The sequence below is a fragment of the Leptospira congkakensis genome (genome assembly GCF_004770265.1).
Lineage (GTDB): Bacteria > Spirochaetota > Leptospiria > Leptospirales > Leptospiraceae > Leptospira_A > Leptospira_A congkakensis.
In genome coordinates, this window is sequence record NZ_RQGQ01000011.1 from 189,474 (window position 1) to 211,241 (window position 21,768).

Here is a 21,768-nt window from a genome sequence, read left to right on the forward strand (position 1 = left end):
GGGTCAACAAAAATTAGGATTTCGATTTTCTTTCTTCTTTCGTCAAACGACCAAAAGGTTGTTTGCATTTCCGACAAACATAGTACACATCAGTGGGTGTAGCTGATATCCCGACAAGACCCATGGCAATCATTCCCCAAGTGGAATACTTCACAACTTTTCGTGCATTTTCATCATCACGAGTGGTCCCACAATCACAGGTGGGGCGATCAGCTTTTTTAATGATTTGGTTCATAAAGGTAAGTGTTCGGCTCCAGCCTGTAGGTGGAACCGAAAAAGAGAATGATTAGTTTTTAGAAAGATGTTCTACGTATTTTGCAAGGATGCGGATGTTATCGTCACCTAAATGTCCGTAAGCAACCATTGGAGATCCTTTGATTCCTTCTTTCAATGTTTTAGTTACACCAGCAGCAGTATTTCCGTTTTTCCATTCAGAAGCTGGAGATTTATAGTTTCTTGGTTTTGGATTGAGGGCAGCAGCTGCAGCTCCGTCACCAGCACCTTTCTCACCATGGCAAGAAGAACAGTTTTGTAGATAGAGTTCTTCTCCTTTAGCAAGTTCAGGATCAGCGCTTGCACTAGATTCAACCGCTGCAGGTGTTTCTTCTTTTGGTTTGGAATCGCCACAAGCTACCATCGCAAATGCGAAAGAGAGTGCGAAGAGAGAGACTAAGACTTTTTTTGAGTTCATTTCTTACTCCAAGATAAGGATGACTCCAGTCTCTCACCCTTCTTGTCTTTTGAAAAGAAGAAATCACTGTTTTTCTAAAAGATTTGAGATTGCCTTCTCTAAATTTTGAAACTGAAACTCATAACCGGTAGAAAGCAAACGTTCGGGAAAAACATACTGTCCTTTGGTGATGACAACCGATCCCTCTCCATAAAGCGCCTGTATAACGAAAGATGGAACCTTAAAAAAATTAGGGCGATGTAATGTTTTTGCGAGTACTCTTGAAAATTCTTCGTTACTCACTGGTTCTGGAGATACTAAATTATAGGCACCTGTTTCTGATTCTAACTGCATTAAGTGTAACATTGCAGAAATAAAATCCATTATATGAATCCAACTCATCCCTTGTTTTCCCGAAGCAATCGAACCACCAACTCCCAGTAAAAAAGGTGGGATCATTTTTTCCAGAGCACCTCCTTTAGGAGATAGAATGATTCCAGTTCTAAGTAACAAAGTCCGAATGCCCACGTTTTTTAATGGTAGGGTTTGGTTTTCCCATTCCACACAGAGTTTGGCAAGAAAGTCATCCGCTGGTTCCTTGGCTTCTGAATAAGGAGCGTGAATTTCCTCAGACATTCCATAATAACCAACTGCGCTTGCGTTCACAAAAACTTTTGGAGGAGACTTCAAATCTCGAACACGAGCAACAAGTCCTCTAGTAAAATCAATACGAGATGTTTCGATCAGTTTTTTACGTTCGTCTGTCCATCTAACGCCCGCTATTGGTTCTCCCACTAAATTGATGATGACGTCCAATCCTTCTAAATCTGCGGATTGCGGAAGGATACAAGAAACAAATTCGATTTCTGGATAAGAGGATAGTTCAGGAGGGAGAGAAGTTTTTCTAGAAAAAACTCGGAAACGATGCCCCAAACGGACTGCTGTTTCAATAAAAGATTTACCAATGAGGCCCGTGCCACCTAAAATTCCAATTTTCATTGGTTCTCCTTTCGGCCCAGAACACAAAAAAAGAAGTAGCCCATTTTTTTACAGTGCGTATTTTTTTCTTTCATATGAGACCTGCTATTGTTCTACCAATCACTGTTGCCATTTTTCTAGTTCTCTTCGGGAATTATTATCTTTTTTCCGGAACAAAAAAAAGTATAAATCAATACAAAGAAAATCCACCATTCCGCATTGAAGACAATACCGGCTCAGGAGGCATTCATCTTCTTTTAGACAAAGATACAAATACGGTTTGGAGAAAGAAACAAAACGGGAAAGAAGATTTTGATTTTTTCTTAGAAATGAAATTGTCACATTTTTGGAATGGGAATCTGTTTTTTCCAAGAGAATTCAAAAGTTTGAATGTTTTTGCTTGTCCGGGCGAAACCTTACCAACCTTCCAAATACGATTTTTATTACGCGAAAGTATCAACGTAGATAAAGAACTCAGGATGCCTAAAGATGAGTTAACATTCATTTATCGCTTTGAAGAAAAAAACAAATCAATGGTTTCTATTCCTTTATCGAAACTTCCAAAATTTCAAAAGGAAACAAATTACCCCCAAAATATCCACATTCTCACACCGGAATTCAAACTATTCGCAAGTGAAGGTTGTCTTTCTGAAGTAAAACTCGAAGAAACTCCATGACAAAACCTCCAAACAAAATTTCAGAATCGCCGACCATCCCAGGCAATACGAAAGGGAAGGATCGAAAATTTGATATTGGTTCTTTATTAGAAGAGGGACCTCTTCCGATTGCTTTTGAAAAAAACAATTCTGCTAATTTGGATGAAAAACTACGAAAAGCCTATTTTTGGATTACCAACTTTGCCATCATCAATCCATTTTATGATATTGAATACAATGACAGTCCTCCCTTAAAGTTTACCTTGGGAGATTCTAAATCCACAGTTACACTTCCCACAGCACAAAGTTATTCAAGTTTTGTTTTACTTCCCCTTCTCACCCTCATAGTGAGAGGTAAATGTTTGTTAGTTGGTGGACCAGGCAGAGGCAAAACGGCATCTGCCATTCTTATGGGTGTGATCGCAGGTTATCCCATCAAAGAAATCAAACGAGCCATCCAACATGGCCAACCTCAAATGACAATCACCGATTTATTAGGCAATCCTCTTCCCAGCGATATGATGCAAGCCAAGTCCATGGATGAAATCAAAATCGCTTGGAGGAAATGGCTCGGAATGCAAGTGAAGATCATCGATGAATACAATCGGATCCCCACAAGAACTCAATCGGCCCTTCTCACCATTATGGGAGATAACTATGCTGAAATTTATGACCAAATTTATGAATGCCCCGATGCGGCTTGGTACCTAACGGCGAATGACGATGCTGGTGGCGGAACTTACCAAGTCATCGAGGCTCTTCGCGACCGGATCGATATTGTAGTAAAGGCTCCTCACTTTAATACACGTTTCATCAAAGATCTAATCCAAAGAGTGGAAGAAGGATACAAACCAGAAACACTTGTTCCTAAAGAAATTGTTTTTTCAGAAGAAGAAATCAAAACCATAAACGAAGAAATTCGGAATGTTGTTTTTCCGCCAAAACTTCGTCGTCGGATGGAATTTTTTACCTCCCAATTTGAGTTTATGGAATATGCGGGAGAACAATTAGAATACAAAACCAAAGACACCGCCAAACTGAGTACAGTTGACTATTCCGTTCTCAGTTCTGCAGAAACAGGGAAAGACAAAACAAAAGATTTAGGTTCGCAAACCAAAAATGGCCTGAGTGTCCGTGCCATTTTCACTTGTATCAATTATGCAAAAGCCCTCGCTTATTTTCGTGGCCTAAACGAAGTCAGCCTAGATGATCTTAGCCATGTTTTACCATTTGTTCTTCATGACAAATTGGTTCAAAATTCAGACTCTCCTTTTTTTGAAGATGCAGAAAACAAAGTCTACCGCAGCGACCGAGTCAGTTGGATTCGAAAACTTTTTAGTTTGTCCTTAAGTGAATATGACAGGCTGGGACTGGATAAAAATGATGTGATCACCAACCTTTCGGAAAGGTTCGAAGAAGGTTTGGAAGGACTTTCCGCAAAGGACACCAAACAAAGATTATTAGAAATAGAAAAAGAAATAGAATCCATGGCAAAACAACGAAAGTTGTATGGGCATATGTTTGATGATCTATTAAAATTAAAATATTTACACCAAAGGTATACGAATTACCTCAAATGGGCGGAATCAAATGTATGAAACCATCCGTTTGGAAAAATGTTCTCTTAAAAAATCGAGAAGTTTGTAATCAACTTGTTCTAACAGAAGAAAAAACAAACCCGAATTTTTCAGAAGATTTACTTTCGGAAAACTTAGTTCCTTTCTTTGAAACCTTGTCTCTTTCAAAAGAAAAGGAAATTGCCGAGGAGACTCTCCTTTCCCTATTCCAAACTTTGGTGACACTTGTTTCCAAAAATTTTTTCAAACAAAATCCAGAGATCACAAATCTTTTTTTGGAAACTTTGCATTTATTTGATTTTGTCTCGGAAGAGAACCTAACAGAGTGTATCTCCTATTTGGCCAATGTCCTTGTGAAAGTGGAAGAACCAAAAAAAGAACTTTTTCTTAAAAGAATCCAGTCCTTTTCTAAATCTACATCTACCGTGGAGGAATGGAAAATCCTTTTAACAATTTTTGCTTGGGCCAGCGGAAAACCAGAATACCGAGAAGAGGCCAAAACAAAATTTGAAATTTTACCTTTACCCTTAAAAGAAAAAATCCAATCAATAGTAGGAATCGGAGAAGAAACATTATCCTATCCTTTCCCAAAAAGAAAAGGCCCTCCGAAAGAAACCGATCCCATCCATTTCCGAGTCATTCCCGGATACACTTTGTTTGGTGGCCAATTCCGAGAAATCCCTTTGTTTGGTTCTCAACAGAAAGGAGAATCGGATCCTTGGGTTGTGACTTCGGGGCTCTCTCAATTTTCTTTGTACTTGGATCAGTTTGGAACCAACTTAATTTCTAAAGAAAAAATATCGGTTCCAGAGAAACAAACAACCGCAGCCATCCAATCTTCGTTTTGGAAACTCATTGTAGGTAAAAAACTAGATCTAAAACAGATCGCAACTGTCATTGAATCCGAAGCCTTTGTGCTTTGTACATTACAGAATTCCTACAATCTCTATCTGTTTTATTTGGGATCTACGTAAATGGATTTTGTTAAAAAATGGGAGGAACGTTGGGATGAGGCACTCAAACTTTGGAGTGACTACGTCAAATTAACGCCAGCTAAATTTTTATTTTCTGCATCAGAAGAAAAAGTGGAGGGCCTCACAGGATCTTTTGCCGCCATTCATTTGTTAGACCATAGAGTCCTTCTCTCCGTCGAACAAATCCAAAAATACAAATTGGAAGACTATCCTCTAGAAATCATGGGTCATGAAATTGGACATCACGTGTATTGTCCTGGGGACTTAACAGACCAAGCCAAACTCATTTACTTAGCAGGACTCGCACTCCCAAGACTCGGACACCTAACATCAACAATCGTCAATGTCTACGAAGATCTTTACATCAATGACCACTTAAAACGTTACAACCATTTGCGAATGGAAGAAGTTTACCAAAGGATTGGAAAAAACAAGGATCGGTTTTGGAATTTTTATATGAGAACCTATGAATTGTTATGGGCTCTACCTTCCGAAACATTAACCGATGGTAAGGTAGATGATTTGATCCAATCCGACGCAAGCCTTGTTTGTCGAATGATTCGAAACTTTCCCAATGATTGGCAAAAAGGAATGTTTGATTTTGCAAGTATTTGTTTTCCTTATTTTTTTGATGAAAATGGAATCAGTAGTTCTAACATACAAAATGTTTCTACGATCTTAGATACTTTAGATGCGGGGAAAGGAATGCCCCCTCCTTCCGGAATCACCGACATAGAAGTAGAATCAGAAATTTTTTCATCGGAAATTGGCTCACTCACAAAAAGGGAATTAGACCCCGCAGACTTTTCCTCGATCTGTAAAGCCATGGGGATTGAAGCAGACATTTCGGACATTGTGTACAGATTTTATAAAGACAAAGCTCTACCTCACCTAGTTCCCTTCCCTGAGTTAAGAACCCCAGGTGCCAAAGAAGAAATTTTAGAAGGAAATGAACTTTGGGATCCAGGTTCTCCCATAGAACAAATCAATTGGATTGAATCTACTATCCGAAGTCCCATCGTAGTCCCAGGTTATACCACCGTCGAAGATTTATATGGGGAAGTTGAATCCATGGAAGTGAGAACAAATCCAATCGACTTAGATCTGTTTGTTGATTGTTCTGGATCTATGCCGAATCCCCAAACGAGTTTGTCTTATCTAACACTTGCTGGCGCTATTATATCTTTGTCGGCATTAAGAACGGGAAGTTCAGTTCGTGTGACCTTATGGTCCGGGGAAAAAGAATATGAAACTACCAATGGATTCATTCGTAACGAAAAAGAAATTTTAAAAGTCCTTACAGGATACTTTGGAGGTGGAACTTGTTTTCCTTTAGATCTCTTAGAGGAAGGTTACAAAGAAAAACCAAAACGAAAGCGGCATATCCTCATCATTTCTGATGATGGAATTGACACTATGTTCACGCAAAAATTTCCAAGAGATCCAAGGTTCATCGCAAAAAATGCCTTAGAAAAAGCAGAAGGTGGTGGTTCTATGGTTTTGCAACTCTACAATCCAAAAGGGAACTCAATCGTAAATGAAATGCGAAAATCCGGTTGGGAACTTTACCCCATATCCAATTGGGAAGATTTAATCCAGTTCAGTAAAGAATTTGTGCAAAGAAATTATGTTAGAAATCAGATACTACGTTAAACAAATTCTTAATTTCCCTACTTTATCTGTGGACTTACAAACTTTGTCTCTAGATGCATTGTGGTTTGATGCTTTGTTAAACAAAAGAAAAGAAAACCTCTCACCCATTTTCGAAAAACCAATCGACTCCCTCCCAAACATAAACACAAATATAAAAGCAACTCACGCCATTCTCGCCTATGTATTGTTTGATCCAGATTCAAAAATTCCTGAAATTGATTTAAAAAAATTAAGAACCTATCTTTTGGAAACAATTCCTGCACTTTGTGCCCTAGTGAATCCTTATACAGAATGGATGAAAGATGCAGAAAGAGCTGAAGAACTAGTTCGAAGTTTGTTCCAAACATTGGATTTATTACCCGCTAACGAAACGAAAACGTATTTTGAAGATCGATTTCGTTCCATTGATTCTAGAGAAAGAATCCGAATCTTAGAACAAACTAAGATAGCCCAGGAACGGGCCAAAGAAATCCTTCGCCAAATGAAACAAAAAGAAGAGGAAGAAGCGGCCTCCAAATACAATCGTGAGTGATTTAAACAAAAATCAAAACTCTCCACTCATGACAGAAAGTTGGGAGAGGGAATTGAATCGGTTTTTAGAATCACCTTATGCCCCACTTTGGAATGCAAAAATAGGTGACCGAATCCAAAAAGATGATTTTGATTTTGTACAAAATTTCAAAACCGTATTGTATGATTCCAAAAAAAATCAGACCTATATGGATCAAAAAGTTGCTTTAGATTTTATTCGAAAGAATTTATATCTATCTACTTTTTTCCAAGACCAATTGAAAGGGATAGAATTTGCAGAAAATTTTGAATCCATTCCTTTCACCACAAGAGAAGACCTCCAATCAAAAATTACAGAAATCATTCCAGTTGGGATGGATTTGGAACGAATGGTCATCAATCCTACATCAGGAACTACGGGCAGGCCAATCCTTGCTCCAAACCACCCAAGAGCGATTGGTTGTTATGTGCCTCTTATCGAATGGACAGTAGAAAAATACGGAGTGGTACCGAATCACAATCCAAAGTCTACTTTTGCCATCCAACTCTGTTACCAAGAAAATACCATTGTTTATGCCACAACTCATAGTTTGGCGGGAGGTGCCAAGTTTGCAAAAATCAATCTTCACCCCAACTCCTGGAAAAACCAAGATGATATAGAAAAATTTATAAAAGAATCCTCTCCACAAATTCTAACGGGAGATCCATACTCTTTGGAAACTGCCATGAAAATGGGATTGGATTATAAGCCAGGGGCAATTCATTCTACAGCCCTGGAATTAACAACGAGTTTACGAAAAAAACTAAATGAACACTTCCACTGCCCTGTGATCAATTCTTATTCTTTAAATGAAACTGGCCCTATTGCTTATGCTTGTAAATCAAATCCCGACTGGATGCATATCCTTCCTCACGACTTATATATAGAAATTGTTTCCAGTGAATCGGGAGAGGTCTTACCTTCTGGAAATATTGGCGAGATTGTTGTGACCGGTGGGAGAAATCCTTACTTACCTTTACTTCGTTACAAAACAGGAGACAGAGGAGAGTTACACTATGGTGATTGTAGTTGCGGTGATTTTTTCCCTCGCCTGCGATTGTTATCTGGTAGAAAACCAGTGTATTTCTCAAAACCGAATGGAGAAACTGTAAATCCTGTTGACGTGGCAAGAATTCTCCGTCGGAATCCTCATATTTATCAGTTTCAAATGGAACAATATGCAAAAGAAAAATTCATTTGTCGTGTCTCGGCCTCCGATGAATTTTCTGAGTTAACTGAAACTGTTAAACCTTTCGAATCTTTTGCCAAAGGAAATCCTTTCCAAATGGAATTACAATCGGAACTACAAAACCTTCTAGGAGAAGGTTCTCAAGTTTTTTTCGACACCAAATTCCCGCTAGATGGGAAAAAACAAACCGCCTTTATCAATTCCTATTTAGATACATCGGAAAAAACAAAATGACCCACGGACTTGTTCTTGGAAAATTTTATCCTCCGCACAAAGGACATATCCATCTCATCACCGAAGCAAAAAAAAATTGTGATGAACTGACTGTCCTTGTCTGTTCCTTAAAAAGAGAACTGATACCAGGAGATTTACGTTTCGAGTGGATGTTGTCTTTATTTCCTGACCCCAAAATCCGTATCATATGGGTCCAGGATGAAAATCCGCAATACCCAGAAGAAGATCCTGATTTTTGGAATCTCTGGCGAAAGACAATTGAAAGTCATACGAAAAGGAAAGTTGATTTCCTTTTTACCTCAGAAGAATATGGTGAACCACTTTCGAAAGTGCTTGGGTGTCAACATAAAGTCATAGACATCCATCGAAGTGTAGTTCCGATCTCTGCCACAAAAATCAGGGAGGAACCATTAACCCATTGGGAATGGATTCCCGAACTCATCAGACCTTATTTTGTCAAACGCATCGTTCTTACAGGGAGTGAGTCGGTAGGCAAAACAAGTTTGGCTATGACCTTGGCCAAACATTTCCAAACCAATTGGATTCCTGAATTTGCTCGAGAGTATTTGGAATCAAAAGAAAGCCCGATGGATGAATCTGATTTTTTACCCATTGCCAAAGGCCATCTTTTATCGGAAGTAGAGGCGGCAAAATCTTCCAATGGAATTTTATTTTTAGATACTGACTTACTCACAACCAAAGTGTATTTGGAAAGGTATTATGGATCTGAAATACCTTGGCTCACAGAACGAGCATTAGGTTTAAAATACGATACTTCTTTATTCCTAGACATCGATATCCCTTGGATAAGGAACAAACTACGAGATTTAGGCGAAGAAAGAGAGTCCATGCGAACACGTTTTTTACAAGCAATGAATGAGGCCAATCGAAACTTTCTGTTCATTCGAGGAGATTATTCTATGCGAGAACAAAGAGCCATAGAAATCGTAAACCAACTGAGAAGAGAACCAATGAACCCAGAAATCTTTACTTTAGAGCAGAGGCGTTTGCGTAACTTTGAATGACTTCGTTCGGGAGAATCTCACCAGTAATTAAATTTTTCATATCATAAAGAGTAGATCCCGTCGAACAGTTGTCAGTATTTTTGGGGCCTAAATGGTTTCGGATCGCCTCACCCAATACCAAACGAATCTCCAAACTGAATCTGGAAAACCCTTGGTTGTTCTCTTCGGTTCCATGTAAATGGTGAGAAGAAAATAAAAAGTATTCACCAAAGTCGCCAAAAACAGAAAATCGGTTGGGGTCTTCTGGAATCAAATCTGGCCGAGGGAACACCTTCTCCGCCAAACGGGAATGAGTTGTGGTTTGAAACCCACCTGTTTCCATCCAATGATGGTAATCAAACAAATTTGAATTATTGGGAATGGCTTTCTGAAAGTATGAAGGGTATAAAATAAAACCCGCCCCAGGTTTCACAAGAGTGATGGGGATCCAAACATTGATTTGGTTTTCCGGGTTGGCGTACCAAGAATCTCTATGAATGTAAAGAACAGATTCAGAACCGACCGCGTTATGAAATCCACTCGGAACACAACGAAGGCGAAATAAATCGACATAAATATCATTAGGATCCATTCCGAAGGATTCAAAAAGCGGGAAAAGGGAAACTTTTAAGGCTGAATTTTCATAAACCCGCGTTCGGATTTGTTTCATTCGTTCTACCAAATCCAAATAAGGAATCGCAGAACTAACAACGATAGGATCTCCTTCAGAGAATTCTTCGTTTATGTATTGTTTGATGGTATTTAAAAAAGGAAAAGAATGTTTTGGAAATTTACCAGAGAAAGTTTCTCCGGCGAACAATGATTCAAGCAACATTGTCCTTGGATTGTTTCTCTATTTCTGCCTTTAGTTCGATGATGCTCATATAAAGGTTTGCGAAGGTTGTGAGTTGGTTCATCGCATCTTGCAAACCAGCTTTAAATAAAAGTCCGTTGTCCATATGTTCCCGAAAGATGGTAAGCGGATTTTCCGCCTCCATACTTTCTACAGTTTTTTGGTAAGATTCCATCAGTTCTTTTTTATCTAAAAGAGTTTCGGGAACCTTCCAACCATTGGACAACCGACTCATAAAAACTATCTACCTTCGACTTCGAGAAGTTTGGTGGTCTTTACAATCAAACGAGTGACAACATAAAATACAAAACCAAATCCCAAAAACCAAGTGTGAAATGGTTTCCAAATTCCAGTAATGTCTACAGCACGAAGTGCCGGTTCTTGGAAATAAACTTGGATCAAATCAAAAACCGTAAACACTACAATGATTCCAAACAAACTTGGGTATTCACGTTTCCAAATATTACGAAATGAAAAATTTAAATTAGGTTTTACGTATCCAGAAAGTCTAGGAATGAAAGCCGGAGTTTTGTCGGCCCATTTCAAATATCCTTGGTCAAATTTGCCACGAAGGAAATATTCTTCTGCGAATATAATACGTTCATAATATAAATAAAAGAACATAATGTAAACCAATGCAAAAGCAAAATCCCGAAGGATGAATACTGGACCAAGATACATCAGAAAATTCCCTACATATAACGGATGTCGTACTAAGGAATAAATCCCTGATTGGTTCACCACATCAGCAACTTGTTGTTTTGTGTTTCTACCGGAAGTATTTTTCGGAGTGTAACCGATCGTAAAACATCTAACGAACAATCCCGCAAAACTAACAAGGAATGCACCACAAAGCCAATACAAATTGGAATCGTAATTGCCTTGGAAATAAGGGACATACGGTAGATACAGTAAGGAAAGAAACAAAATGGCTCCTGGGATGTAGGAGCGCCATCGGAAGAGAAAATTGCCTTGTTGGTTGAGTTCTTCTATAAGTGCCATGTGAATTCGTACTTGCTTCCTTTGATTAAGCTGTCAGCATTCGTCCTATGTCAATCAAATCCTTTATCCCTGCAAAGTTCAATCTTCCAGCTTTATGGTTTACGGATCTGACGCTACCCGTTCTCAACAAAATGCTCCATAATCTTGAATCCATCGAGATTTCGGAAACTGACCAAAAGACTTTAAAATCCTTTCAAAAAGAACGACTCCTTTATATTTCCAATCATCCCACAACTAAGGAACCCGGAATTGCCTACCATTCGGCAAACATCATGGGTTCTAGGTTTCATTATATGGCGGCAAGAGAGGTTTTTGAATGGGCCTATGGTTTTGTCGGAGACTTTATCCAATCTATAGGTGCATACTCCGTGTTAGCTGGCGCGCCAGACCGCGAATCCCTCAAAGCCTCAAGAGAAATTCTTGCTACCCGTGGTGGCAAACTCGCTCTTTTTCCGGAAGGAGAACCGACAAGTGGGATGAATGATACCCTACTCCCTTTTCAATCAGGTGTGGCACAACTCGGGTTTTGGGGTCTGGAAGATGCAATCAAAAAAGATCCGGAAGCAAAGATTTGGATTTTACCAACGTTTGTTAAGTACAGAATGACCGGATCCATTGATTCTATGCAAAAAGACATCGATCAAACCATTTCCAAAATGGAACAGAAGTTAGGGATTACAAAAACAGGGAAAGATATTGTTCATCGTTTTTTATCTGTCGGGAAACGAATGATCGAAAGAGAAGAAAAAGAATATGGAGTTCCTGTGGAAGAGAACAGGGCCGATGATTTTGACTATCGATTGGGACGGATGCGCCATGCCATGCTTGACAATATTGCAAGAAAGGCTAAGATCCCAAAATGGGACAACGATGCCAATGCAATTGAAAAACTAAGAAGGATTCTTAGTGTTCTCGAAATGGTTTCTGTTGGAATGCCGGATCCTCAAGGAGAACTTCCCAGTTTAGAAATGGCAACTTGGGCCAAAAAAGCAGCCACAAAAGCTTACGACTTCATCACCATCCAAACCGCATACATCAAAGAATTGCCAAGTGCGGAACGATTGTACGAATTTTTATACCGTTATGAAAATGAACTTTTTGGAGAGTTTAAACCTCGCCCTCACAGAGCGGTAGTTAGGTTTGGTACACCATTCACGATCAACGAATACTTAAGTTCTTATAAAGAAGACAAAAAGAAAACGCTAGATTCCATTACAGAACGTCTAAGAAATGAGTTACAAACAATGCTTGTGGAAGAAAAATCAAAATCAAACCCTCTCTTTCCGAGCCAATATATTTTTTAATGGAAACATTTAGTCCAGAACAAGTAAACAACCTAATCGAAAGTGGCGCACCCATCGAATGGAATGCCTTCGGTGCCTCCAAGGTTCTAGATGAAAACTTAGTAAAAGTTCTGGATGCGCTCACGGAAAAATATGAGATCCCCGATTTATCTGCCATTTTATTTACCATCGTCAAAGACTTAATTCTAAATGGTTTTAAAGCCAATTTCAAAAGACTTTTTTTCCAAGAAAACCAACTGGACATCAACTCTCCCGCTGACTATGAGTTAGGTGTACGAATGTATAAAAGCCTCATCCTTTCGGGAAGAGGGAATACCTTCGAACCACTTGCACGAGAAAAAAATTTATATGTTCATCTCAAAATCGAACATGACGATTCCCATATCAAGTTTGACGTAAGAAACAATACCACTCTTGTGCGAGGGGAAATGCAAAAAATTCGTAACTCGCTACTACATGCACAAAACTATAACGATATCATGGAATACTATATCGAACGTGGAGATAACTCGGAAGGGGAAGGGATTGGGATTGCCCTTTGTGTCATCCTTCTCAAAGGGGAAGGCCTGCCTACGGACCAATTTCGGATCTATCATGAGGATGGAGAAACTATCGCCCAACTGGGCATCCCATTAAAGAAAGGCTAGCCCAAAGAAGGAATTCCCAGATTTTGGATTTATGGGTTCTGTTACTGTCCTCTCGAATGATTCTATTCCTAAAGTTCTTTCTGATATCGTTGCCAATGAAACCAACCACGCACTTTGGCTAAACACACTCTCTCTATTAGAACATCTTGGTTCCAGAAAAATCCTCCTCACCCAATCCAGCGAAGAAACCTCTGAGATGATTTTAAAACATGCCACCGAAGAAGCAAGGCATGCCCTCTTTTTCAAAAAAGCAGCCCGCACCATAAAGCCTAGTTTTCAATTGGGATACCAAAACTCCGCACTCGTTCGGGGAACCGCGGCAAGAATTTATTTCGCAAAACTGGACACACTGGTGCGCCGTAGCCTTCGCAAAGTTTTTACGGATGAAAAACAATTCACCTACCTTGCTTATTTGTACACCACCACCGTCATTGAAAAACGGGCCATGGTCGTCTATGCAGCGTACGACGATATTTTGGACCGCACAGGCTCTCCCATCCGCCTAACCAATCTGATTTTGGAGGAGGAAGGACACCTCTCCGATATGAGTGCCGAAATGTTCCGACTCGACCCAAGTGCGAAGGAACGATTGGCGGCTCTCGAGGCAGAAGAAGCGAAGATTTTTACCCGATTTTGGCTCCAAATCCGTGAATTCTCACTGAATTAAAAAAGGCTTGCGGAAAAAATCCGAGCCTGGTTTTCTTCAACCATCTTCATGCGACATAATACTATTATTGGATCTTTGAGAAAATGGGATTAGAAGTCTTTTTATTACCTTTTTTGGCGAGTGTCGCTGTGACCATTGGGCTTCGTCGTTTGGACAAATCGAACACCAAACTCTCCCAACTCAAACGTTATGCATCCAAATTGACCGATGAAATTGATGGTGTTGCCCTTCAAAAAATCCAATTAGTGAAAGATGCCGGAATTGATCTGGACATCCTTGTCAAACAATCTCGCAAAGTTGCAGAAGACATCCAATCTTTAAGTTCAGAATCTCGCGACCTATTCGAAAAAATCCGCGCAAGCAAAGATTACCTCTCTTCTTTGTCGGGAGAGATGGAACAAATCCAAGACTTAAGTTCCCAAGTCCGTCGCGAAAAACAATATATGGAAGAGGGACTCTCCCAGATCAATACCCACAAACGAGAGTTACGTGAAGTATCTGAAGATATGGAAGCCCTTCATAACGAATCCATCTCCATGTTGGATACTTTCCAAAACAAACTCAATTTCCGTAGTGATGAAATTCTACAATCTGTTGCACAAAAGATGGTGGAGTTAGAAAGCCTTCTCGAAACCAAATCAGATTTTTTAGACAACTCCCTTTCTAAAATTGCAGAAACGGCTCGTGAAAAACTTTTGTCCCATGCAGATGTAATGGTGGGAGAAACTGCCGGACGCCTGGACCATGCTCGCAAAGAAATGGACCTACTCCTCGAGTCCATGAAATATGCACAAGGTGACTTAGATGTTCGCCTCACAAAATTCGAAGATACCTCTTCCCTACTTTCTGATAAAGTAGATAAGTTTGATGAAAGGTTAGAAGAAAAATACCAACGAGCTTCTGGTAAGTTGGAAGAGAAAGTAAACCTACTCGAGAAAAAAATCCAAGAACGTTTTGATTCTATCTTTGACCAAGTCACTCATACCAAAGATTCTTTTATGAAAGGTCTTAACCAAGAGACAGATGCCATCAAACGTGAAATTGAAGACTTGTCCCTCGAAACACTTTCGAAACGAGATGACATCATCAATGAAACCAGAAGGCAAGCAGATGGAATCAACCAAACCATCATTCAGTTCCAAGAAAAATATTTGGAAGCGGAGAACAAACTCCTTCGCCAAGCGGACATTCGCAAACAAGAACTCATTCGGGAAATCGAAGCCTTCTCCGAAGAATTCCACCGCATCTCGGAAGATCTAAAAGAAGAAGCAAGTTCTCTCAAAAAAAGTGCACTCCAAGAACTCAAAGATTTTGATCGTGAGTTGGATTCTGTACGTACAAACCAAGAAACTGTAATCAAAACTTCTCTTTTTGAATTACGAAAAGAACTCGAAGAAAGAATGAACTCTGATTTCAAACTTCAAAAGAGTGAGATGGAATCGGATCTTGAAACAGTTCAATCACAAGTCAAAGAACTAAACGAAACCATCACTGCACAAACCAAAGATGTGGATGAATATGTAGAAGAGTTAAAATCAGCACTTCGTGAATCTGCACATGAAATCCTTGAAACGGCAGAAGAAAAAGCCAAAGAATCCGAAGAAATTGTCACAGAAAAAATTCGCATCGCCAATGCGAACTTGGAACAATTTGTCAGCAAATGGGAAGACGAACTTGGTAAAATTCGCGATGACCAAAATTATAGTATTGAAAGACTCCAAGACCGCCTAAAAGAAATCCATGTAGAAGGTGCTGACCTTCTTGGTGAATTCCAAAACCAATTCCAAAAAGCAAAATCCAATTTGGAAATGGCGGCAGAATCCAAAACCAAAGAAAGTATTTCTCGATTAGAAGAAGAAGGGAAACTTGCTCGTAGCGAAGTGGAACGAATTCTTAAACATCTAGAAGAATCAGGAGAATCCTTTTTTAACTTACAAGAAGAGAAAATGGACAGACTCAATGAAACCATTGATTCTAAAATCTCTCACCAATTGACAAAACTTCTTGATAAAGGAAATATCCAACTAGGCCAACTCGAAGAAAAAATATCGAGCCACCTCAATACCGTCAAACGTAACTTAGACGAAAGTATCAAACGTTCCAAAGACGAATCCAAAAAACAAATTGAAACTTACCAAAGAGACTACGAAAAGTCTTTCAAAGAAATTGCAAAAGAAAGCCAGGACTTCTTAAAAGATAGTTTGGATCGTTTCCAAGATTTAAAACACGAAATCAAAAATGGTTTGGATGATCTAAACGATACCAAAGAAGAAACACTTTCTAGTTTCCAATCTGAAATGGAAACACTAAAAGAAGATATCTTAACTCTATCCAGTGAACTAGAAACGGTGAAAGAACATTCTGATTTATTTGCTTCCGCCAAACAGATTGCAGACGAGTCAAACCGCGCAGTCGAAGAAATTTCGGAAGCCCTCCGTGCCCTAGAAAAAGGCAGACCAGATATTGACCTTTACCAATCAGCAATTTCCGAGTTTTCAGAACTTAGAAAAGAAATCGCAAACGAATTAGAAACCTTAAAAGAAGCACAGTTCCAATCAGAAGACATCGACAAACAAGTGCAAATCCTTGCATCCAATCTTGTCCATGTTTCCGAAACTATGGAAGGTTTCGAACAAAGCCTAACAGAAGTAAGCTCAATTGAATCCCGAGTGACCAAACTCACAACCGAACAATCTAAAATTGAAACCTTCCTTTCTTCCTTACAAGAATCACAAGATTCGGTTTTCACTTTGGTGGAAAACTTAGAAGGCCAAAAACACAATGCACGGGAACTCCAAGCCCGTCTCGACATCCTCGACCGAGAAATCGAAGTGGTGGAAGCTCGCGAAAAGGAACTGACAGAAACCATCCGCCAGGCCGAAAACCGAACCTCCTTCCTTGTGGAACGAGAAGCGCAAATTGATTCGGTAGAACGTAAATTTGATAAAATCGAAGAGCTGCTAGGTGACCTATCTGACCGCCACCGCCAAATCCTCACCCTCCAAAAACGTTTGGAAGACCTGAAAGAATCTTCCCGCGAAACCAAGGACGATTTGGAATCTCTCCTCGGAGAGGCAGACGAAACCTTCGAAAAACTCTCCGAATTCCTGGACATTGTCCAAGGAGCGATGCAAAGTCCGGTTCCGGCAGGAAAATCTGACCGAAAAGTTTCGGGAAATCCCCTTGTCGAGAGAAAAAGAGCCACCATCCAGAGCCTCCACGACAACTATCAGTGGTCTTCCGAGGCAATTAGTGAAAAATTAAATATTGAAAAATCCCTCGTAGATAGCATCCTCGGAGTTAGAAAGAAATAACCGAGGTATCCATGTCCGAAGAACAAACAGAAACAACGTCGAAAGAATCCCTAATTGTCACTTCTAAAGTGAAAGCTTACATCAAAAGTAAGGGATTTATGACTTCTGGAGACGCGATTGAGGGAATCAACGAAGAGATCTACCGTTTGCTCGACAAAGCTCTGGAAAGAACCTCTGCGAATAAAAGAACAACGGTTCGATCCACAGATTTCTAATCCGTGATTTACATTAAAAACAAATCAGAAATTGAAACGATGAGGAAGGCGGGAAAATTTGCCGCTGAACTCCTCGTGTATCTAGAACCTTTTGTCAAAGCCGGGGTCACCACTCTCGAACTGAACGATCTCGCAGAAGCCTATACCAAAAAAAACGGCCATAGATCGGCTCCACTCGGATACAAAGGGTTTCCCAAGTCCATCTGCTCCTCCATCAATCATGTCGTTTGCCACGGAATTCCAAAAAAGGAAGATGTCCTCGCCAATGGAGACATTGTGAATCTAGACGTATCTCCCATTGTGGATGGATACATTGGAGACACTTCCAAAACCTTTATCGTAGGTGGAAAATCCACTCCGGAAGCCGAAAAACTCGTAGCTGACACGGAAAAAGCGATGTGGGTTGGAATCGAACAAGTGAAACCAGGGAACCGAATTGACGATATCGGAAACGCCATCGATGATTTTCTCACCCCACTCGGGTATGGAATCGTTCGTGATCTAATGGGTCATGGAGTGGGACGGAATTTCCATGAAGAACCACAAGTTCCTCATTTTCGGTCTCCGCGGAAACTGGCAAAAATTGAAGCCGGAATGATTTTTACAGTAGAACCAATGGTCAATTTGGGAACCTGGGAAGTCAATTTTGACAAATCCGACAAATGGACCGTCCGCACGAAAGACGGAAAACTCTCTGCCCAATTTGAACATACCATTCTTGTCACAGACAAAGGGTACGAAATTCTAACAAAAGTTTGAACAAAAGGTTCTTGCTTTCGATTACAATCTGTCGTCTAATTTCTAAAGAGGTTCCTTATGAAACTTACCATCGCTCTATTTAGTTTATTCGTCATCACTTCTGCATCTTTTGCCATCTGCCCAGGAAAAGAAAAACGTTCCTGCCCTGGTCATGACAAATTGGTTGAGTGCCCTAACGACGGAAAATAGTTCTTATGAACAAAGCCATTCTCTTCGTTGATGACGAACAAATCATTCTGATGAGTCTGAAGTCTCAGCTCAAAAAACATTTTGGGAACGAATACCGTTATGAAACGGCTCAAAATACAGAAGAGGCTTGGTCTATCATCGAAGAATTGGCAGAAGAAGGAATCAATATCCTCATCATCATTTCAGATTGGCTGATGCCCAACCAACGTGGTGATGAGTTTCTTCGCGACGTTCATAAAACCTATCCGCAAATCCAAAAAATAATTATTTCTGGTCATATTGATGAGCTCTCACTCAATCAATTGAAAGGGGAAGTGGACTTACATAGTTTTTTAAACAAACCCTGGTCCGAATCGGATTTAATCAAAAAAGTAGAAGACGCCATAACGAAGATTGCCTAGGTTTTCTTAGGAAACCTCCGCATGTCTCAATCAATCATTCAAAACACGATCGAAGACTTGGAAACCTTACGTTCTAAGTCCCCTCTCATTCATAATATCACAAACTACGTAGTCATGAACAATACTGCCAATGCTCTACTTGCTATTGGCGCTTCTCCTATTATGGCTCATGCCATTGAAGAAGTCGAAGAAATGGTTACGATCTGTTCGGCAACGGTCATCAACATTGGAACTCTTTCCGAACCTTGGATCCAAAGTATGGAAAAGGCAGCGGCAAAAGCTGTGTCCATTAACAAACCTCTCATTCTGGATCCAGTGGGTGCAGGAGCGAGTAACTTGCGTAATATGGCAATTCGTAGAATCTTAGGGGCCGGTAGTCCCAGTATCGTTCGAGGAAATGCTTCTGAAATTTTATCAACTCTCAACTCTTCTGGAAAAACAAAGGGAGTGGATGCGACAGATTCTTCTGAATCCGCTGTTGATTCTGGAAAGTCTCTTTCCAAAGTCACAGGTGGAGTGGTTGTTATCTCCGGAGCTACAGATTATATTTTAAGTGGAACCGATAAAGCCCAAGTGAGAAATGGAGATCCACTCATGACAAAGGTGACTGGACTTGGTTGTACGGCTTCCGCAATTTGTGGAGCTTTTGCCGCCATCCAATCAAACCAATTCCGCGCGGCAACCTCTGCCATGGCAATTATGGGAATCGCAGGAGAAATGGCAAAATCCAAAACAAGTTCTCCTGGAAGTTTCCAAGTGGCATTTTTAGATGCACTTTATGAAATCGGAGCAGACATCATTAAACAAAAGTTAAATGGTGAATAAATTCAAAATTCAAGGGGTTTATTTGGTAACAGATAGACCCTTATGCCTCTACCACAGTTTGTCAGAGGTAGTGCGTCTTGCTGCACTTGGTGGAGTAAGCCTTGTGCAACTGAGAGAAAAAGAAACCAACTCCCGCAAATTTTTAGAACTCGCTAAATACTTAAAAGAAATCCTATCTCCTTTTTCAGTTCCTCTTCTTATCAATGATCGTTTGGATATTTGTTTGGCGGCCGGCGCGGATGGGGTTCATCTCGGGCAATCTGATCTGCCATGGTGGGAAGCACGCCGGATCTTAGGAAACGATGCCCTTATTGGTTTATCCTTAGAAACAAAAGAAGACTACCACTCTCTCATCCAAACCCATCCAAACCCTCCGCTAGATTATCTGGCAGTTTCTCCCGTATTTGATACCAATACAAAAACCAATACCAAACCGGCCTGGGGATTAACAGGAGTTACCTGGTTAAAGGAAAAAACGAATCTTCCCATCGTTGCCATTGGGGGAGTGAATGAATCCAATGCAAAATCCATCATTGATGCAGGAGCAGATTCCCTGGCGGTCGTCAGTGCGATTTGTTCTGCAAAAGATCCGAAATTGGCGACGGAAACTCTATCGAAAAAATTCCATTGAATAAAAGAATAGAACAGAAAATGTTCATATTCTTTTGAACGGAAACTCAAATCATTAATCTTTTGAAAAAATCGGAACCATTCAGTTGTTTAAAAAACCTATTAGTATCAGCTTGATTCTTTTTCATTCAAATGTTGCAAATTCCGGTTCCAAATTTCAAATCCAATCCTTTCAATCGGTGAATCTTTAAAATAATCATCGAATTCTTGTTTGGTGAGAGATTTTTTTTCCAAAAAACCTGGATCTGTCCAGAAATATCTGGGTAAAAATTCTGGTTCCGAAGTTTCCACTTTGTTTCGTTTAGCAACATTGGCATTCCAAGGGCAAACTTCTTGGCAAAGATCACATCCATACACCCAACCTTTCCGATCCCACTTTAAAAAAGAATCTGTTACCTTTGTTTCTTCTCTGTCTTCAATGGTTAAATAAGAAATACATTTACTAGCATCCATTTTATATTCTTCGAGAGCATTTGTGGGACATACATCCAAACACTTTCGACAACTCCCACAATGGTCTGTGATGATTTCTTCTGGATCGGGGCCGCCTAATTCTAAATCGGTGAGAATGGTGGAAAGAAAAAAGTAAGATCCAAGTTTTGGATGGATGAGGTTGGTATTTTTCCCCTGCCAAACAATTCCCGATTCTTTTGTGAGAATTTTTTCTGCTACGGGCAAACTATCTACGGATTGGCGAAATTTATAATTGGGGAACTCACCACGAAGGATTTTTAGTATCCTATTTCCTTTTTCTTTTAGAATGATGTGATAATCGGAACCTAACGCATAACGAGACACTTTGGATTCCATTTGGGACACTATCTCTTCACCCGCACTTGACCTATATACAAAACCAAGGCATATCGCAGAACGAGGCACAAGGCCCAAATTTTGGAATTCATTTCGAATCCCTACCGCATGGTCTTTGGCAAACCAGTGCATATTCCCAAACCGTTCTTCCCGAATCCATTCGTCCAAATATTCGCGGTCTGCCTTGGGAATTTTTGCTTCCGCAAACCCAACGAAAGAAAATCCTTCTTCCTCACAAATGGTTTTAATTTGAGAACGGATCTGATAGATTGGATTTGTCATGGGTGAATTGGGGAACGAAGTTTATCTTACAGAAATTCAAGGCCAGTTGCCAAGCCATTTGTACGTTCATGTCCCAAAACTAGTTTCCCTATTCCCACAAATTGAGGCCCTTGTCACTCTTCCCAAAGGACTTCCAGAACTTTTGAGAAAGGGAATTTACTTCGCTCTACTCCAATCAGTCGTTCGACTTCTCGAAAGAAACACAGACCCACTCTTACCCGAAATCCTTCCTGAGTATGGGGAGCTGATCCGTTCGGTTTCTGAAACCTATTTCGCACTTAACCCGGAATTGGAATCCAATTGGCTTGCGGAATGCATTCAATATGGAGACAAATCTGCCTACCACTGGGAATGGAAACATTTTGATTCACATGAGTTGTTTTAA

The 21,768-nt window shown here is 40.0% G+C and carries 25 protein-coding genes; 18 read left to right on the forward strand and 7 right to left on the reverse strand.

The window, feature by feature from the left end:
- Positions 1 to 13 precede the first annotated feature (13 nt).
- The 3 genes from EHQ70_RS08160 to EHQ70_RS08170 form a co-directional block, all read right to left on the reverse strand.
- Positions 14 to 235 (reverse strand): hypothetical protein, encoded by a 222-nt coding sequence (locus EHQ70_RS08160; protein WP_135585281.1) that lies wholly within the window; start codon positions 233 to 235, stop codon positions 14 to 16.
- 51 nt (positions 236 to 286) lie between these two features.
- The gene (locus EHQ70_RS08165) at positions 287 to 691 is read right to left on the reverse strand and encodes a c-type cytochrome (RefSeq protein ID WP_135585283.1); all 405 of its coding nucleotides are present in this window, start codon (positions 689 to 691) and stop codon (positions 287 to 289) included.
- Between the two features lie 63 nt (positions 692 to 754).
- Positions 755 to 1,669, reverse strand: coding sequence for a TIGR01777 family oxidoreductase (locus EHQ70_RS08170; protein ID WP_135585284.1), 915 nt, complete (start codon positions 1,667 to 1,669; stop codon positions 755 to 757).
- Positions 1,670 to 1,743: 74 nt separating this feature from the next.
- On the opposite strand from EHQ70_RS08170, the gene EHQ70_RS08175 reads away from it, so the two are divergent.
- Genes EHQ70_RS08175 through EHQ70_RS08205 form a run of 7 tightly spaced genes read left to right on the forward strand, consistent with a single transcriptional unit; the run spans position 1,744 to position 9,506 of the window.
- Positions 1,744 to 2,325, forward strand: coding sequence for a hypothetical protein (locus tag EHQ70_RS08175; RefSeq protein ID WP_135585286.1), 582 nt, complete (start codon positions 1,744 to 1,746; stop codon positions 2,323 to 2,325).
- Positions 2,322 to 3,902, forward strand: coding sequence for an AAA family ATPase (locus EHQ70_RS08180; protein WP_135585288.1), 1,581 nt, complete (start codon positions 2,322 to 2,324; stop codon positions 3,900 to 3,902). Before EHQ70_RS08175 ends, EHQ70_RS08180 begins: the two co-directional genes overlap by 4 nt.
- Positions 3,899 to 4,855, forward strand: coding sequence for a hypothetical protein (locus EHQ70_RS08185; protein ID WP_135585290.1), 957 nt, complete (start codon positions 3,899 to 3,901; stop codon positions 4,853 to 4,855). The genes EHQ70_RS08180 and EHQ70_RS08185 overlap by 4 nt, the downstream gene beginning before the upstream one ends.
- The gene (locus tag EHQ70_RS08190; protein WP_135585292.1) at positions 4,856 to 6,508 is read left to right on the forward strand and encodes a vWA domain-containing protein; all 1,653 of its coding nucleotides are present in this window, start codon (positions 4,856 to 4,858) and stop codon (positions 6,506 to 6,508) included. It abuts the gene before it with no gap.
- A complete protein-coding gene (locus EHQ70_RS08195) occupies positions 6,483 to 7,040 on the forward strand; it encodes a hypothetical protein (protein ID WP_135585293.1) in 558 nt (185 codons plus the stop codon). The genes EHQ70_RS08190 and EHQ70_RS08195 overlap by 26 nt, the downstream gene beginning before the upstream one ends.
- A complete protein-coding gene (locus EHQ70_RS08200) occupies positions 7,033 to 8,481 on the forward strand; it encodes a phenylacetate--CoA ligase family protein (protein WP_244288266.1) in 1,449 nt (482 codons plus the stop codon). Before EHQ70_RS08195 ends, EHQ70_RS08200 begins: the two co-directional genes overlap by 8 nt.
- The gene (locus EHQ70_RS08205; RefSeq protein WP_135585295.1) at positions 8,478 to 9,506 is read left to right on the forward strand and encodes an AAA family ATPase; all 1,029 of its coding nucleotides are present in this window, start codon (positions 8,478 to 8,480) and stop codon (positions 9,504 to 9,506) included. Before EHQ70_RS08200 ends, EHQ70_RS08205 begins: the two co-directional genes overlap by 4 nt.
- Here EHQ70_RS08205 and EHQ70_RS08210 read toward each other — a convergent pair.
- The 3 genes from EHQ70_RS08210 to lmtA are packed head-to-tail and all read right to left on the reverse strand — an operon-like array spanning position 9,469 to position 11,340.
- Positions 9,469 to 10,320 carry a hypothetical protein gene (locus EHQ70_RS08210; protein ID WP_135585297.1) on the reverse strand — a complete coding sequence of 284 codons (852 nt, stop codon included), beginning with the start codon at positions 10,318 to 10,320 and terminating at the stop codon, positions 9,469 to 9,471. The genes EHQ70_RS08205 and EHQ70_RS08210 overlap by 38 nt on opposite strands.
- Positions 10,310 to 10,573: a hypothetical protein gene (locus EHQ70_RS08215; RefSeq protein WP_135585299.1), complete on the reverse strand. Its 264-nt coding sequence runs from the start codon at positions 10,571 to 10,573 to the stop codon at positions 10,310 to 10,312. Before EHQ70_RS08215 ends, EHQ70_RS08210 begins: the two co-directional genes overlap by 11 nt.
- Positions 10,574 to 10,578: 5 nt before the next feature.
- Positions 10,579 to 11,340, reverse strand: coding sequence for a lipid A Kdo2 1-phosphate O-methyltransferase (gene lmtA / locus EHQ70_RS08220; RefSeq protein ID WP_135585301.1), 762 nt, complete (start codon positions 11,338 to 11,340; stop codon positions 10,579 to 10,581).
- 131 nt (positions 11,341 to 11,471) lie between these two features.
- Between lmtA and EHQ70_RS08225 the strand changes: the two genes are divergently transcribed.
- The 10 genes from EHQ70_RS08225 to thiE all read left to right on the forward strand — a co-directional run bounded on the left by EHQ70_RS08225 (position 11,472) and on the right by thiE (position 20,292).
- Positions 11,472 to 12,644 carry a 1-acyl-sn-glycerol-3-phosphate acyltransferase gene (locus EHQ70_RS08225; RefSeq protein WP_244288267.1) on the forward strand — a complete coding sequence of 391 codons (1,173 nt, stop codon included), beginning with the start codon at positions 11,472 to 11,474 and terminating at the stop codon, positions 12,642 to 12,644.
- Entirely contained in the window at positions 12,644 to 13,291 is a 648-nt protein-coding gene (locus EHQ70_RS08230) for a hypothetical protein (protein WP_135585305.1), read from the forward strand. Before EHQ70_RS08225 ends, EHQ70_RS08230 begins: the two co-directional genes overlap by 1 nt.
- 31 nt (positions 13,292 to 13,322) lie before the next feature.
- A complete protein-coding gene (locus EHQ70_RS08235) occupies positions 13,323 to 13,958 on the forward strand; it encodes a rubrerythrin (protein WP_135585307.1) in 636 nt (211 codons plus the stop codon).
- A gap of 83 nt (positions 13,959 to 14,041) precedes the next feature.
- A complete protein-coding gene (locus EHQ70_RS08240; protein ID WP_135585309.1) occupies positions 14,042 to 17,272 on the forward strand; it encodes a SpiroCoCo family coiled-coil protein in 3,231 nt (1,076 codons plus the stop codon).
- A gap of 11 nt (positions 17,273 to 17,283) precedes the next feature.
- Positions 17,284 to 17,487: a hypothetical protein gene (locus tag EHQ70_RS08245; RefSeq protein ID WP_135579315.1), complete on the forward strand. Its 204-nt coding sequence runs from the start codon at positions 17,284 to 17,286 to the stop codon at positions 17,485 to 17,487.
- Positions 17,488 to 17,490: 3 nt separating this feature from the next.
- The gene (gene map / locus EHQ70_RS08250) at positions 17,491 to 18,246 is read left to right on the forward strand and encodes a type I methionyl aminopeptidase (protein WP_135585311.1); all 756 of its coding nucleotides are present in this window, start codon (positions 17,491 to 17,493) and stop codon (positions 18,244 to 18,246) included.
- A 57-nt stretch (positions 18,247 to 18,303) separates the two neighbouring features.
- Complete coding sequence (locus EHQ70_RS18705; RefSeq protein ID WP_265394285.1) at positions 18,304 to 18,435, forward strand: hypothetical protein; 132 nt, start codon at positions 18,304 to 18,306, stop codon at positions 18,433 to 18,435.
- Between the two features lie 5 nt (positions 18,436 to 18,440).
- Positions 18,441 to 18,836 (forward strand): response regulator, encoded by a 396-nt coding sequence (locus EHQ70_RS08255; protein WP_135585314.1) that lies wholly within the window; start codon positions 18,441 to 18,443, stop codon positions 18,834 to 18,836.
- Positions 18,837 to 18,857: 21 nt separating this feature from the next.
- Positions 18,858 to 19,661 carry a hydroxyethylthiazole kinase gene (gene thiM / locus EHQ70_RS08260; protein ID WP_135585316.1) on the forward strand — a complete coding sequence of 268 codons (804 nt, stop codon included), beginning with the start codon at positions 18,858 to 18,860 and terminating at the stop codon, positions 19,659 to 19,661.
- Complete coding sequence (gene thiE, locus EHQ70_RS08265; RefSeq protein WP_135585318.1) at positions 19,651 to 20,292, forward strand: thiamine phosphate synthase; 642 nt, start codon at positions 19,651 to 19,653, stop codon at positions 20,290 to 20,292. The genes thiM and thiE overlap by 11 nt, the downstream gene beginning before the upstream one ends.
- A 107-nt stretch (positions 20,293 to 20,399) precedes the next feature.
- Here thiE and queG read toward each other — a convergent pair whose 3' ends face one another.
- Positions 20,400 to 21,383, reverse strand: a complete 984-nt coding sequence (gene queG, locus EHQ70_RS08270) for a tRNA epoxyqueuosine(34) reductase QueG (protein ID WP_135585320.1) — start codon at positions 21,381 to 21,383, stop codon at positions 20,400 to 20,402.
- Here queG and EHQ70_RS08275 point away from each other — a divergent pair.
- On the forward strand, positions 21,382 to 21,768 hold the full coding sequence (locus EHQ70_RS08275; protein WP_135585322.1) for an LIC_11502 family protein: 387 nt from the start codon (positions 21,382 to 21,384) through the stop codon (positions 21,766 to 21,768). The two genes, queG and EHQ70_RS08275, sit on opposite strands and share 2 nt — an antisense overlap.